A 16,640-nucleotide genomic window follows, 5' to 3' on the forward strand; every position below is an offset into this window, starting at 1 on the left:
CTCGATTTTGCAAATCTGCCAGGGCTGGGACAACCTTTATTTCTATTGATACATTCTGATATAATCCACCTCCAGTGTGGATTGTGTAAATGCGGGATCTACAGTGCCTCCAAAGGTACCTCCCATGGCCACATTGATGATGAAAAAGAAATCCTTGTTGAAGGGTAACGATGGATCGTTAGGTACCGTGTGGTAGACTATACCATCCACAGCGAACTTGATCTCAGTAGCCGTCCACTCCATTTCGTAAATATGGAACTCATCGGAAACACCACTCACCAAGGTTGAACCTGTATTGGCATTACCCCCGAATGCTGTTGGATCGTGGGTTGTTCCAAAAATGATATCCTGCTGATTACCCACATGTTCCATTACATCCATTTCTCCCGCTGCGGGCCACGGATTGGTCAAATAATCGCTGCCCAACATCCAAATGGCAGGCCACGTACCTCCACCTATGGGCAATTTGGCCCTAGCCTCCACCCTACCATAGGTAAACTCTTGCAGACCTTCTGTTTTGATACGTGCCGAAGTATAGGAAGCACCATTACCTGTTGTACCAAAATCAAAGAAGAAGACGACACGATCGTAATTGAAATTGGGTGCGGCACTGAAATCATAGACCAGTGTTTCCCATGTGTTGGCCACAGTGGTGGTCAAATCCACCTCGAAGGATTCGGATGTATTGGCGGAGTTTTCCAATTTTAGTTTCACCACGGCCCCAACTTTGGGCGACCATGTTTTTATGCTGATCCGATTGTTTACTGATAAATCCAGGGCTGAACCTAAATCAAAATAAGAGCCCGCAAAGGATTCAGCTGTCGTTGATCGGGTAAATTCCACCACATTGGACGAAGTATTCACGCCCGATGCATCCGGATTTGCGATTACCTGACTTACACCGCCACCGAAATTTTCAAATGCTGGCGCAGTTCCTTCAAAATCCTCAATGGTCGTCTGAGGATTGCCACCAGCATCGGCCAATTGCACATCATCCAAATAATACAAGGTTGGATCGGTAGAGCTTGTTTTAGCTGTAATCTTCAAATTACCACCTTCCACCAAAACGTTTTCAGGCAAATTGGTATAGCTCTGTAATTCAGCGTTGCCCCACCCATTATCACCTGTTCCCAAATCATAGGTCCAGTTGGCCGGATCGGGCGCACCATCGGTATTGAACTCATCCGACCACACCAAGTTGGTAAAAATGGTTTCCAAGGCGTCTCCTCCACTTCCCGTAGTGCCACCATCCTCTGGAACAAAACTGTAGTACCATGCCAATGGATCATCTCCATTAAATGGCTGACTAATTCCTCGAACTGTCAATCGGTTGGCAGTTAACTCGGTTATTTGATACTGACCAGAAATAACGGCCCAATAGCTCAAAAAGCCATCTCCAACATCCAAAGTGGAAGTACCGTCACCATTGTCTATGATTACAAAATTGTCGGCAAAGGTGGCTTGATCGGTTATATCCCTACATTCGTCATTGAACTGTTGTGGTGTAGCATCGGGGAAAAAGCGATTGATTTCCGTCCAATTCATGAATGTCTCATTATTGGCACCAGGCTCCAAAGTGAAGCTGTAGTTATCATTGGCATCATAGCTGAACACCAATACATCGTCATAGAGACATGGGTTCAATTGATTGGGTCCGGCACTGAAAAACTCAGGAAAATCGTTCGTTAATGGACCAACACCAAAATGACCACCCACTGTTTGGTCCCAAACCCAACGTTTGGTTCCGTCACCAGCGATCAATTGCAAGGTCTCTGCATTGATGAACAAACGAACATCAAGTGCTACGGCCTCTGTTATACTCGAACTTACCCCTCCAACTCCAAATGCCACCAATGTAATGGGTGTATCATATTGACCCGACTTTGTAAATCTGAAGGTGTGGGATTCCCCTTTGGAAATCACCACTGGATCGGATCCAGGCGTGAAGTACACATGAAAATATAAGGCATCATCGGCCGATGGACTTACAGTTACGTTTCCTGATTGGTCATTGGCCACTTGGGCGTTCAATGCCACATTGGTCGGTATTGTTACGGCTTGGAGTGTAGGTTCATCTTCTTGGCAACCCAAAAGCAACATACTTAGGAGCAGCACACTATAGAACCTTGATATCATTTGTTTCATTTCGGTACTATTTTTCTAATTAGTTATGAAAGTACACGTTATCCACATATACGGTTATCGCTCCCGAAGGGTCGCCGGAATAAATCAGCTGGGCAATATTTGCCCTTGTGGTCAACCCGGTAAAGTCTGTCAATGGGATATCCAAGCTTACCCATTCACCTTGTGCAGGGCTGGTTATGGAGATTTCGTGTTCCACGTCATCACCGCCACCAAAGGCACCATCAGCGCCAAAATCCACTAGCTTGATTCGAAACGTAGTCGCATCCGCTGTCCAGATATCTGTATGGAAGTGGGTCATGGAAGTTGCATCGATCTGATTGGCCACAGTCTCTACTCCCACAAAGCTCAAGGCACTGTATTTTTTTACAGCATCCGACGCCACAGTTACGTCTTCCAACGTAGCATTGGACCAATCGGTTCGCCAGGTATCCACAGGAACATCGGTATATGCGTCACTGAACATGGAAATCACGTTGGCAGCATTCAGTGTTGGAGTTGGTGCCGCACTGGTCGGTGCTGTTGGTAGTTCCGCGTAAAAATATACGTTATCCACATAAACGGTTGTTGCTCCTGAAGGATCGGCAGAATAAATCAATTGGGCTATATTGGCCTTTGTGGTCAATCCGGTAAAGTCGCTTAACGGAATGTCCAAGCTAACCCATTCGCCTTGAACTGGATTGGAAATAGCGATTTCGTGCTCCACGTCATCCCCACCACCAAAGGCACCGTCGGCCCCGAAATCCACCAACTTGATACGGAATTCTGTTGCATCTGCTGTCCAGATATCGGTACGGAAATGGGTCATGGACGTTGCATCAATCTGGTTGGCAACGGTTTCAATGCCCACAAAGTTCAGGGCACTGTATTTTTTCACCGCATTGGATGCCACAGTGATGTCTTCCAACGTAGCGCTGGACCAATCTGTACGCCACGTATCCACGGGATCATCGGTATAGGTATCGCTGAACATGGAAATCACATTCGCGGCACCTTCTGATGGTGTTGGTGCAGCCGCTGTAGGTTCTGAACCACCTGCTGAACCATCTCCCAAAGTAATATCATCAAAATAAAAGAGTTCATCGCTGCCCGCATTGCCAAAATCAGGGAACAGGATTACCCTATCATACGATTCCGAGGTGCTAAAAGCTCCAAATGTTGTCATGTCAAAAGTGAGTTCTTCCCATGCCGAGGCCACAGTACTCGTCGCGCTCACCTCTGCAAAAATTGTTGGGTTGCCATTGCCATCTGCAGGGGAGGTGGAATCTTCTATTTTCAACAATATTGGGGTTCCCACTCTGGGTGACCATACTTTGACACCAATAGTGGTTCCATTTGTCCAATCAATCGCACCATCCAGATTTAGACTGGCACCTGCCCAAACCTGTGCGCCTGCGGTCTTGTTGATCTCCACCACATTGCCACTGGTGTTGATACCGGAGGCATCGGGATTGGCAATAACGGCAGCTGGAATGGGGCCAAAATCTGAAGCACCAAATCCGTTCCAAGTGTAATCGTATATATCGCCGGATTCAAAATCCAATGGTAGGTTGGGTGCCTGCAATGCCACCCCACCCTCTTGTGCAATATCATCAATATAGAAAGTACCTGCGGTTGTTCCAGGACCATCAATAAAAATAACCATGGTCGCATATTGGCCTGTGGGCACAAAAGACTCGCCTACACCCTGGGATCCATCGATATAGCTTTTAACGGCATCCGTTGCAAAATCAAAAGACAATATCTCCCAACCCGATCCGCTGTGGTTGGCCGTTACTTCGCACTGGCGTTCGTCACCGTTCACGCCGCCTTCAAACTTCAACAGGACAGGCACTGCTGTGCTGGACCATAATTTCATGGTAATGGTCTTATTGGAACCACTAAAATCGACAGGTGTTCCCAAATTGAACGCTCCCCCCTCATAGGCAGCACCAGAATTGGTAATGGCCCCTACTTTGGTAGCTATGGTATGGGCCCCTGTATTATCAGGGTTGTCCACCACTTCAAAACTGGCTCCGTTAAAAGTTGAGAAGGCATAATTCACTGTAGCCAAATCAAAAGTAATCGGCAACGTTATAGACTCCATTGCCCCTGATATTTCGACTGTCTGGGTAGATTCTATGGTAGCGGCACCAGCTCCTCTTGCTACTACACGTACTTCATAGGAGCCAACTTCGGCATAGGTGTGATTAATGGTCTCCCCACTCATAATAGTCGTAGGTGTCTCATTTTCGGCATCACCAAAATACACATCGAATACCGTGGCGTTTTCGGCGGAGGGATCAACCGTAATCTCAAAAGGATTCGTGCTTGAAATGGTAACCTCCACATTCAAGTTGGAGGGAGGTGTAAAAGAAATGGTCACGATCCGGCTCAACTCACTGGTCAATCCTGTGGTACCTATGGCCACAATTCGTAGGGTATATTCACCTTCTCCGTAAACATGGTTAACAGTTTCTCCCGGATTTACATCCACGGGGGTTTCGTTCTCCACATCACCAAAATATACTTCGAAAGAGGCTGCACCAACACCGGTCGGTGTCACCGAAACCTCGCCAGAGTCATCATCTGCAATGTCAAAAACTGCAGACAAATTCGTAGGCGCTGATATGTCTTGCAATACATAGGAGGTTTCGTCATCGTCCTTACAGGATTGGAACACATTGACCGCCAATGTAACTACTAATAAGAGTCTTAAATATTTCATGTGTCGATTTTTTGTTTAGTTAGTACCCTGGATTTTGTTCCCAGCGGTTGCCCGCCAATTCTATTTCGATGGAAGGAATGGGAAACAGTTCGTGTTTTTGTGTTTGAAATCCTTCTATCTCCGCTGCTGCGCGGCCTGTTCGCACCAAGTCGAAAAAGCGATGGCCTTCGCCCACCAATTCCACTCTACGTTCTTGATAAATGGCATTGGTCAAGTTATTGTCTGCCAAATCAGTTGAAACAGGAATCAAACCAGCTCTTTCGCGTACCCTATTTAGGTACTGCCTGGCTTTGGCATCGTCAATATCTCCGCGGTTCAAGGCTTCTGCGGCCATCAACAGCACATCGGCAAAGCGAATGGCCCTGTAATTGTTGGGGTTGGTCAAATTGGCATCCCCCGTATTGAGGTCACCTTGTCTCGCTATATATTTTCTGTTGTAATAACCGGTATGTTCATGGCCTTCCACATAGGAGACATCCGAATTGGCAGCTGCCCATGCTTCAATATCCAAAATCGCTACATCCCTGCGAACATCGCTGGGTTCAAAAGCATCAAAGGCTTCTTGGGTGGGCACATTGAAACTAAACCCAGACTCGAACACCGGCCCCGAATAGTTACGGATACCATTAAACCCTACGGCAACGTTTCCTTCACTACATTGCAAACAGCCGAACCCTGCACCTTCCACATCGGTATATTGTACTTCGAAAACCGATTCGATATTGTTTTCATTATCGTTCTCAAACATGGTGCTGTAATCTTCCAACAGGTCATAGGTACCCGAGTTGATTACCTGCTCCAAATAGTTTGCGGATTCTGGAAATTTATTCTGAAACAGATAAACCTTACCCAATAGCGCTTGGGCCGCTCCCTTGGTTACACGCCCCACTTGAGCCTGTGTAACCGGCAGATTATCCGAGGCAAAAATCAAATCTCTTTCAATCTGTTCGTACACTTGTGCGGCCGGGGTTCTGTCCACTGTGTTCTGTGCCCCAAAAAGTAAGCGTTGATCCACAGCCAGTGGCACATCCCCGAACCATTTAACCAACTCAAAATAATAATAGGCCCTCAGAAATGTTGCTTCGGCCAAGATGATGTTCTTGTTTGGAAAATCTGTTTTATCCTTAAACTCAAGGATGTAGTTGGCCCGGTTGACCCCTGCAAACATCCAGTTCCAAATGTCCCGTAATTGTGCATTTACGGGTGTGTGTTGCATATCGTCAATTTCCTGAATTCCGGGTACATCGGTGGCACTTTCTCCACCTGCCAATGTGTTGTCCGATGCAATTTCACCCAGCATTACATTCAAATAGGTGGATTGAAGCATATCGTAGGCTGCAATAAGTGCAGATTCATAGTCCTCTTCGGAGTTGAAGAAATTTTCGGTATCCTCATCAAACGATTCAACATCCACAAAATCGTCAGTACATGCCCAAAGAACAAGGCCTGCCAATACAAACAATGCTGCTTTACGCATAATTTCAAATGTGTTTTTATTCGTTTTCATCTTTCTAAAATTTGAGGTTTACGCCCAATAAATAAGTTCTTGGTACTGGATAAAATCCTGGATCTATTCCTGCTCCGATCGGTGTGCCGGAGCTGGCACTTGGGTCGTAACCCCTATACTTGGTAAATGTGTAGATATTGTTTGCGGATACGTACACCCTTAATTTGTCTATGCCAACACTGTTCAGCATTTCTTGTGGAAAGGAATACCCCAATTGCGCATTTTGAATCCGCACAAAAGAACCGTCCTCAACAAAAAAGTCCGAGAACAAGGTATTGGATGTTGCGCCTGTGGTCACCCTTGGTTGTGTGGTTGAAGTACCTTCGCCAATCCAACGGTTTAAGGTATAAACAGAACGGTTGACCAAAGGTTGGTTTCTTTCATAGTTTCGGACAATCTCGTTGCCAATGGAAGCAAAAGTATAGGCGCCAAAATCGAAGTTCTTATAGGTAATGGACAGGTTCAATCCCATGGTTGCATCAGGAATCGGATTGCCGATATCCACCCGGTCATCGGAATCAATTACCCCATCATTGTTTTGATCCACAAAGCGAATTTCTCCTGGGGCAGCATTGGCTTGGGTGGCATGATTGTCCACTTCGGTTTGGTTTTGGAACAATCCATCTGTTTCCAATCCATAAAAGTATCCGATGGGTTTTCCGGCCTCCATCCTTGCCGGCGGGTCCTGACCAACGCCAAAAGACCCTCCCTGCAAGAAACCTGCCTCATTATTTACCTCGGTCACTTCATTGTCCAAGAAAGTGGCATTATAGTTAATGGATAATGAAAAATCGTCTGAAGGGTTGTAATTGTACCCGATGGCAAATTCAAAACCGCGGTTTTTAACCGTACCACCATTTACTACTGGGGGTTGTGCGCCGGGTGCCGAAGCCCCCAAAATTCCAGATACTTGTGGTTGCAACAACAGGCCTTCGGTGGTCTTGTCAAAATAATCAGCCGTGATGTCCACTGCATTATTGAACAATCGCAAATCAACCCCTATATCGTACGTTTTCTGTTCCTCCCATTGAATTTCTGGATTTGAAAGCACTCCTACAGCCTGCCCGAACACCAAATTTCCATTCCAGACGTAGGCGCCTTCCCCATTGAGCACCCCTCTAAATCCGTTGGAAGGAATACGATCGTTACCCAGGATCCCATAGCTTCCCCTCAATTTCAAAAAATTCAAGAAATCGCTTTGTTGCATAAACTCTTCTTCGGAAACGATCCATCCCACGGAACCGGATGGGAAATATCCGAATCGGTTATTGGGACCAAACTTGGTAGAGCCATCCCTACGAATAACCCCAGAAATTAAATACTTTCCATCATAATCGTATTGCACACGGGCAAAATAGGATAGGAGCCGTTCGTCAAATTTTCCGCTGAGGCCACTATCCACCAAACCGTTTCTTCGATCTACTGTGTCCTCGATATCAGCTTCGGGAAAAGTGGTCTCATTTTCAAAGAAACCCTGCGTTGTTCCTGAGAACTGGCCTTGGGTCCTAAATACCGACATACCAAGGGTTCCCTGTAGATTGTGCTTTTCACCAAATGTGTTGGAATAGTTCACGAAGGCGTCGAACGTATAATCCTTAAAAATGTCCTTGTTTACGAATAGGGTATTGCGCCCCACATTGTTGAACACTTTACCAGACCCATAGAAAATGGTTGGATTGAAACTTCTTCCCTGAACCTCCGAGTAGTTGAACTGAAGACTGGTTTCGGCCGTAAAATGATCAAGAAAACCATAATTGAGCGCTACTTTACCACTAAGTCTATCCACTTTGGTCTTGTTGAAGGTGTTTTCAATTTGAGCCAAAGGGTTGATAACCTCGTTGCCCAATCCTTCGGCGAGCGTGAATTCACCATTGGCATCCTTTACCGCAAATGTGGGTGCGTTGTTCAATGCATTAAAAAGAACGGATCCAATGGCGTTCTCAGCCAATGTTTTACGTTCGGTACCTGTATACAACAAATTGGTGGTGAGCTTAAGATTTTGAAGTAAATCTGTATTAAAGTTGACCCGTGTGGTGTACCGTTTAAAATTTGCTTTGTTTCCACCAACGATACCGTCTTGGGTTAGTAATGAGGAACCAAACGAATAGGTAGACTTTTCACTACCGCCATTAACTGTTAGGTTGTGGTTGATTATGGGTGCATTTTGAAAAACTTCATCCTGCCAATTGGTGCCAGTTCCCAGTCTTGAAAGATTTGGATAAGGGACCGATTGTCCACCGGCAGCGAAGGCTTCGTTGACAATCAAGGCATATTCGGTGGCATTTAATACCGGAATAGTTCGTGAGGTTTGCTGAAAACCACCGAAGGCATCATAACTAAACTTAAGATCCGAATTTTTACGACCGGTTTTGGTCGTTATGAGTACAACGCCGTTTGCGGCCCTTACCCCATAAATACCAGCGGTGGCATCTTTCAGCACGTTAATACTTTCTATATCTCCAGGATTTAGGACACTTAGGTCTTCGATTACGTTGCCATCGACCAAGATCAAAGGACGGTTATCACCATTGGTCGAGATTCCACGAATTCGAATGTTCAATCCACTACCTGGCGATCCGGAACCTGATGTGATGTTTACACCGGCCACCTGCCCTTGCAGCGCTTGCTCTATTTGGGTCGGGTTCAATTCTTCAATGGTTTCTGAACCTACAACGGTAACGGCACCTGTAATTTCTTTTTTGGTCTGGGTACCATAACCTATAACGACCACTTCATCCAATTTGCTAACATCTTCTTGCAAGTAGACAGTTAAATCATCAGAGCCCGTAACCGTAATTTCCTGTGACTTAAAACTGATATAGGAAAAAACTAAAATGTCTCCCACAGCTATATTTTCTATACTGAAGATTCCGTCAAAATCCGTTGTGGTACCAACGGTCTTGTTCTTTACCAGCACGTTTACTCCTGGCAGGGGTTCGTTGGTTGTTTGATCGTACACAGTACCCGAAACTGTGAAATTTTGGGCGGACATTACACCTACTCCCAAAAGGAATATGAGTATGCTTAGTTTGCGCTTCATGTGCAGTTAGTTTTGAATTTGCAAACTATTCCATACTAATTAGGAAACCATAAAAAGAACCTCAACAAAAAATATACATTCTCAAAAAAATGAAGCTATTTTTATCATATCGTTAATGAACCCCTGTAAAATCAATGACTTTCAGAAAGTTCTGTTGAGGAAAATTAACCGCTGATACGAGTCAAATTTGTTAATTGTATAGGTAATGTTGTGGTGAAATAGGACGTTATATAGGGTTTAAATAGAAAGTATATATTCAACCAAACCATCTTCATGTGGTAAATCCATCTTTTTCCGTAATCGATAACGTTTAACTTCCACACTTCGAGTGGAGATATTAAGTAGTGGTGCTATTTCTTTGGATGATAAATTTAGTCTGAGGTATGCGCACAACCTTAGGTCGTTTGCGGTAAGTTCGGGATGCAACTCCTTTATCTTTTTCAAAAAGTGCTTATCCGCATTATTGAAGGCTTCTTCAAAAAACTTCCAATCGTCTTCATTATTGATATTTCGGTCGATGGTACGAATGACGGACCGTATGGCTTGCTGTCCTTCCGCCTGTTTCAATTGATCCTTAATGGCATTAAGGAATTCGTTCTTTTTGATCAGGCTCATCGTTGAAACGGCCAGTTCCCTATTTTTGGCCTCTATTTCCTGTTCCAGCTTTTCATTTCGAATCTGTACGATCTTTTTCTGGTTCTTGATCTTCTTCCGTTTTAGCTTCCGCTGGTTTTCCTTTAAAATCCGCTCTTGCTGTTTTCTGTAATAGCGCTTATACAACTTATGGGTCAAAAACAATAAAGCGACAAACGACAGCCCATATAATACTATGGCCAAGATGGACCAATACCATGGCCTATCTATGTTAAAGGCATAAGTTGCCACATTTTCCGTGAGCTCCCCTCCTACCATTGCTCTCACTTTGAATTCATAATCACCAAACGGTAGGTTTTCAAAACTCGTGAACGCATCAAAGGACCAGTTGCTCCATTTATCGTATAGTCCCACCAATTGGTATTGATAGCGCACCTCGGTATACTTATCGTATTCGGGCACACTATAGGTAAAGAGCAGGTTGTTCTCCTTAAAGGTAAAATCGACTATGGAATCCAAGGGCACTTCAACGGAAGGCCTATCATAGAACTCCTTGGATATCTTATTCAAATGAATCTGGTGATCACTTGTGGTAACCTTGTCAAGGTCGAGGGTAACATAACCATTTGAGGTTCCGATCAAATACCGATCATCTGCAATGGCATTGATGTTTTCAAAGCCAGATACACCCAAATTGCTTCTAAAAAAACTGGGGATGGCTATTTTGGCAAGCTTCGGAACACCATCCAATTCACCTGGTTCAACGTACAAAATATCATAATCAGCAAAGCGCCAGAGTCTTTCTTTTTGTGTATCCGTGATCAAAATGCTCATCGGTCCTTCGCCATCCGTATTGAAAACATTGGAAAACACATTGTTCCATTCAAATTTCTGATCGGATTGGTTCCAGGAAAAAACACCATTGTTGGTCGCATACAAAAGCTGATCGTTAAATGTGACCAAACTGGTTGCGTACCCCATACCGTCTTGATGTTCCACAGTTTGTATTTTTTGAAAACCATCGTCCAATGTAAGGGTGAAAAGGCCTTTATATTCGTGACTGACGATTACCTTGTTGTCCTCCATTATCTCAAAGAATCGACTGGATATGTTGAACCCCTCAAGTTTACCTTCCAATTCCCATTGATCATCCCTTTTGATCAATAGGCTGATTCCATTGTAATTACCCTGTAGCAGTCGATTGGAATCTCTTGCAATCCTTTTGATACCCCATGTGCCACTGTTATTGGCCATTAAATCGGCCTGATTTCCACGAACGATATAGGTTCCATTATTATGACCACAAAACAGAGTGTCATCGATAACTTGTAAACTCCAAACTTGTCCTTCAGTTCCTTCGATGAGTTCAAATTCTGAATCATCGCCTTGCTGTACAAACAATCCTTGGTTGGTCCCCAAATAAAGTCTGCCCTTATGTTGGGCCGAGGTATAGACCACCCCTATCTTTCCTGCGGTATCATTGAATTCATTGAATGGGGAGGTAAGGTTGAGCACGCTAAGTCCGTTATCATGCGCCAACCAAAGGTTGGCGTCCCGGTCTTGGTACATATTCAGGATAGTGTTGTTGTTCAACCCTTGTTGTTGATTGATCTTTCGAATCAGTTCCCCTTGTTCAGAAATATGATAGATTCCGTCCGATATGGAACCCAAAATCAAACTTCCATCGGTAAGTTGCAGGCTACTGTACAAACTCAATCCCTCTATATCCCCAACTTCAACAGCTCGCCAAGGAACCAAGGTCCCGTTTGGCCCTTCAGTGAGAAATCGGCCATCATCCCTTATAAATACCAACCTGTTTTGTAGCTCATAAATTCCCACCAAGGGAGTATTTTGAACAGCTTCTTGTACGGAGACCGTTTCGATTTCGTTATTGGCTATCTTGAAAACTCCTTGATCCTTTCGCTGAAAATAAATGCCTTGGTTCTTCAGATAGAAGACCAATGGTTTCACGGTTTCCGCTTCAATGATGCGTACATCTTGGGTAGCTGTGTTGTAGATATAGATTCTGTTGAGCGATTGGAACATAATGGAACCATCTATAACTTCTATGTTCCAAAACTCCTCATCATCCAACAAAGGCTCCTTTAAATTGGCCGATATGGACGTGTACTCCAGATTTCCGAGACCATTTTTCTGCCAAAAGCCAAATTCCATGTAGCATCCGGTATAGATTACCTCCTCTACTGTGGTTACGGATCGTATCACAGATCCATTGGGAGAAGGGTACTTTCGCCACAGTTCACCATCAAATTCCAATAAACTGTGATTGTTGGCAACATAAATGAATTTGGAACTGGCCTGGGAAATGTCCCAATTTTGGTTTTCTCCAATATACTCCGATGGTGTATAAACCTGAATAGGCGGCAACTCTTGTGAAGCACAAAAAAAGGGAAACAGCGTAAGAAGTAGCAGTATTGTCCTCAATTCTATTAGCCTGACCATAGATTTTAAAGGTAGCAAAATTACAGTAATCCATTTGCAAACTTTGCGAAGTCTCAAATGTTGAAAATAGAAAAGACCTCACATCTCACAAAGCTGCTATTTCACATCAATACAACTCTATATTGGAAAGAATAGGACATCCCAGCGCATTGGTAATGGATACTTTGACCTTGGAAGATTCGACCCCACCCAATGGCAGAATGCGTTTGTAACCTATAGTGGTTGCATGTGCAACTTCGGTCCAAACCCCATTTTGCCACACATGTACCTTAAAAGCTGCGATACGCTGCCCAAGGGGTATATATTCTTGAAGAATCAGGTAATTCAATTTTTGGGGTGAAGACAGCTCAAGTTCAATGGAAGCTTGGGTTATATCATCATCGGTGGCCCAATAGGTTTCAAAATCAGCATCCAAGACATTTTGAGGGGCATAATCACCGTCATTGCCGCGGAAGTTGGTGGCCATTATTTTTGCCGTACTTGCATAATTCGTTTGGAACACACTATCCAGAATTTTTCTCAATCCCTGCAGGGAAGCCACATCGTTTTCATGAAACTGTCCTGTTTGATCGGGTGGAATGTTCAACAAAAGATTGGATCCTCTCCCTACTGAAGTCATATAAATTTCAAAAAGCTTTTCCGGAGATTTGACCAGGGTATCTTGGGACTCGTGATAAAACCAACCCGGCCTTATGGAAACATCCACCTCAGCAGGTATCCATTTGCTACCACCTTGGGTGCCATGTTGCAAAAGGTTCTCAATTCCTGCTTTGCCCGCATACAGGGTATCTGGAGTGATTGTATTCCAATTGGTTTCCCCTGCCACTCCCCTCTCGTTGCCCACCCAACGTAAATCCGGACCGGCATCGCTGAAGAACACTACTTGGGGCTGCATGGAATCGACCATTTTGAGGGTTGTGGGCCAATCGTAATAACGTTGCCTATCAATGGTTCGGGTTTCATTGGCTCCCCCATAATAGCCATCGCCACCATTGGCTCCATCGAACCACATTTCAAAAATGGGTCCGTAACCTGTAAACAATTCCTTGAGTTGATCTCGATAATAGTCCACATAGGAAGATTGCCCATAATCCGCTCGATTTCTATCCCAAGGCGAAACATAGACCCCGAATTTAAGCCCATGTTTCTTGGCTGCATCGGCAACAGCTTTCACAACATCCCCTTCACCATTCATAAATGGACTGTTCTTGACGGAATGCTCGGTAAATTTCGAAGGCCAAAGGGCAAACCCATCATGGTGCTTCGCTGTCAGAATCACCCCTTTAAATCCGGCATCCTTTAAAGATCTAATCCATTGTTCCACATTAAAATCGGAAGGATTGAACAGATTCGGGGATTCGTCTCCATAGCCCCATTCTTTATCGGTGAAGGTGTTGATGCTGAAATGCACAAACGCATTGAGCTCCATGTGGTGCCAAGCCATTTGATCCTCAGTTGGTATTGGTCCAAAAGCCGATGGTGGGGAAATCGTTTCCTTTTTACCGCATGAAGTACTATTGATGATAACGAAAAGCCCAAACAACCATAGGAAACGATACATAACTTTTATTTAGAAATATTCTTGTTTTTAATTGGATTTTCCTGAAAGAATATTTTCCAATGTATTCAATTCAGCCTCGTCAAAATCTGGATTTTTCAACGCCTCCAATGAGTCTTCCAGCTGTTCCGGACGACTGACCCCCAACAAAACAGAAGTGACACGTGGATCACGCTTTGCCCATGAGAGGGCCATTTGCGCCAGCGATTGTCCTCTTTTTTGGGCCACTTCATTAAGTTTACGGACAGTTTCCAATTTTTCCGGTGTTATTTGGTCCGCTTCGATGGCTCCATTGCCGCGACCTGAAGCCGCTCGGGAAGATGCTGGGATTCCCTTCAGGTATTTATTGGTCAACAGGCCTTGCTCCAAAGGTGAAAAAACAATGCATCCCACACCCTCTTGTCCCAGTACATCCAGCAAGCCATCTTCTATCCACCTATCGAACATGGAATATCTCGGTTGATGGATCAAACACGGGGTTCCCAATTCCTTGAACATTTTTAGGGCTTCTGTTGTTTCCTCCGCAGAATAACTGGAAATACCCACATAAAGTGCTTTCCCTTGCCGAACCATTAGGTCCAAGGTCCCAATGGTTTCTTCCAAGGGCGTTGCTGGATCGGGTCGATGGTGATAGAAAATATCCACATAATCCAGACCCATTCGTTTTAAACTCTGATCTAAACTGGCGACTAGGTATTTTTTGGAACCGAAATCGCCATAAGGCCCATCCCACATTTTCCAGCCCGCTTTGGTACTGATGATGACCTCATCTCGATAAGCTGCCAAATCCGATTTGAAGATTTTCCCGAAGTTGGTCTCGGCCGATCCAGCCGGTGGACCATAATTATTGGCCAGGTCAAAGTGGGTAATGCCAGCATCAAATGCTTTACGAACGATGGTCCGTGCATTGTCAAAGTCGTCCATATGGCCAAAATTATGCCACAGACCCAATGAAAAAGCAGGTAATAGAAGTCCGCTATTACCACAGCGGTTATAGGTCATCTTGTTGTATCGATCGGAATTGGGTTGGTAGTTCATTTAGTATCAATCAATTATTAATAAAATAGCTACAGAAGCACTGTTTGCAGCTAATAAAAATAGGGGATTAAATTGAAAATGAAAGCCAAAGAAAGAACAATCAGTCTTTAGCAATAGTTTCCCAAAAAATGCTATACCCTAACTTTCATTGCGATTACCATAGCATCGGTAGCAGCAGATAAACGGCCAAGGCGACAACTATAATCGATATTAGATTCATCAAAATACCTGAACGGACCATATCCGGTATCCTAAGATAACCAGAACCAAAAACCACCGCATTGGGCGGTGTTGCCACAGGTAGCATAAATGCGCAAGAAGCAGCGGAAGTACAAGCCACCAATAACAGAAATGGATCAATTTGCAAGGTAAGTGCCAAAGGGGCCAAAACGGGTAGCATCATCGCCGTTGTTGCCAAATTGGAGGTCACCTCTGTTAAAAAGTTAATGCTTGTAATGATCAAAAGCAATAGTAGCAGCAATGGCAAGCCTTCAAAAAATGCCATTTGACTGCCCAAGTAACTGGCCAGGCCTGTTTCTTCAAAACCGTTGGCAATGGCCATGCCCCCACCAAACAACAATATGATGCCCCAGGGAATCTTTACGGCTTCTTCCCAATTCAATACTGTCCTTCCCTTACCTGTAGGCAACATGAACAAAACAAGTGCAGCTCCTATGGCAATGATGGTATCGTCAATATTCGGCATGAATTTTTGCAGGACAAATGATCGGGTAATCCAACAGATGGCCGTGAGCACAAACACCGTTAAAACGAGTTTTTCTTCATGTTTCATGGGCCCCAATTCCCGAATCAAACGTTCAATTTCCTTTTTTCCGCCAGGAAATTGTCCCTGTTTTAGCGGATAGGCTAACCGCGTGAGATATAACCATGCCAGAACCAATAGTAAAATGGATACAGGAAGGCCAAACTTCATCCATTGCCAGAAGGTAATATCCACTCCATATGTTTTTTGCACAAAACCGGCAAAAACAAGATTGGGTGGGGTTCCAATCAACGTTGCAATGCCCCCGATGGAAGCCGCATACGCAATGGCGAGCATCAACAATTTACTAAAGATGGCATTCTCATCTTCAGGAGTTGCAGGATTGTCCTTGAGTTGTTTAACAATGGAAATTGCCATTGGAAGTACCATTACCGTGGTTGCCGTATTGGAAATCCACATGGATAAAAAGGCAGTGGCCACCATGAATCCCAGTACAATGGTGTACATATTCGTACCAATAGCCTTGATAATGTATAGAGCAATTCGCTTATGCAGTCCCCATTTTTCAATGGCCATGGCCAACATGAAGCCCCCCATATATAAAAAAACGTATTTGTGCCCATAACTGGCCGTTGTCTCACCAAGTCCCACTGTACCCATTAGCGGGAAGAGAACTATGGGAAGTAAGGCCGTTGCCGCAATGGGCAACACTTCCAAAATCCACCAAACACCTATCCATACTGTCGCCGCCAATATATCCCGGCCTTGCTCCGATAAACCTTCGCCTTTAAAAAAAACATGGACAAGCACAAATAGAAGTGGTCCGAGTACAAAACCTATACGTTTATATGTCATTTTTAATCAGTT

General features: G+C 44.4%; 8 protein-coding genes. All 8 read right to left on the bottom strand.

Going from position 1 to position 16,640, the window contains the following annotated elements; all coding sequences use genetic code 11:
* Positions 1–42 precede the first annotated feature (42 nt).
* The gene (locus tag EO131_RS17305; protein WP_241243794.1) at positions 43–2,145 is read right to left on the bottom strand and encodes a glycoside hydrolase family 16 protein; all 2,103 of its coding nucleotides are present in this window, start codon (positions 2,143–2,145) and stop codon (positions 43–45) included.
* Positions 2,146–2,164: 19 nt separating this feature from the next.
* Complete coding sequence (locus tag EO131_RS05225; protein WP_127019600.1) at positions 2,165–4,849, bottom strand: PKD domain-containing protein; 2,685 nt, start codon at positions 4,847–4,849, stop codon at positions 2,165–2,167.
* A gap of 19 nt (positions 4,850–4,868) precedes the next feature.
* Positions 4,869–6,356 carry a RagB/SusD family nutrient uptake outer membrane protein gene (locus EO131_RS05230; protein WP_206512843.1) on the bottom strand — a complete coding sequence of 496 codons (1,488 nt, stop codon included), beginning with the start codon at positions 6,354–6,356 and terminating at the stop codon, positions 4,869–4,871.
* Positions 6,357–6,360: 4 nt separating this feature from the next.
* Positions 6,361–9,396, bottom strand: a complete 3,036-nt coding sequence (locus EO131_RS05235) for a SusC/RagA family TonB-linked outer membrane protein (protein ID WP_164731615.1) — start codon at positions 9,394–9,396, stop codon at positions 6,361–6,363.
* A gap of 237 nt (positions 9,397–9,633) precedes the next feature.
* Entirely contained in the window at positions 9,634–12,453 is a 2,820-nt protein-coding gene (locus tag EO131_RS05240) for a helix-turn-helix and ligand-binding sensor domain-containing protein (RefSeq protein ID WP_127019602.1), read from the bottom strand.
* Between the two features lie 106 nt (positions 12,454–12,559).
* A complete protein-coding gene (locus tag EO131_RS05245; RefSeq protein ID WP_127019604.1) occupies positions 12,560–14,014 on the bottom strand; it encodes an alpha-L-fucosidase in 1,455 nt (484 codons plus the stop codon).
* Between the two features lie 27 nt (positions 14,015–14,041).
* Positions 14,042–15,049 carry an L-glyceraldehyde 3-phosphate reductase gene (mgrA, locus tag EO131_RS05250; RefSeq protein ID WP_127019606.1) on the bottom strand — a complete coding sequence of 336 codons (1,008 nt, stop codon included), beginning with the start codon at positions 15,047–15,049 and terminating at the stop codon, positions 14,042–14,044.
* A 154-nt stretch (positions 15,050–15,203) separates the two neighbouring features.
* Positions 15,204–16,628 carry an SLC13 family permease gene (locus EO131_RS05255; protein ID WP_127019608.1) on the bottom strand — a complete coding sequence of 475 codons (1,425 nt, stop codon included), beginning with the start codon at positions 16,626–16,628 and terminating at the stop codon, positions 15,204–15,206.
* Positions 16,629–16,640 lie beyond the last annotated feature (12 nt).

Source organism: Flagellimonas beolgyonensis (genome assembly GCF_003992615.1).
Lineage (GTDB): Bacteria > Bacteroidota > Bacteroidia > Flavobacteriales > Flavobacteriaceae > Flagellimonas > Flagellimonas beolgyonensis.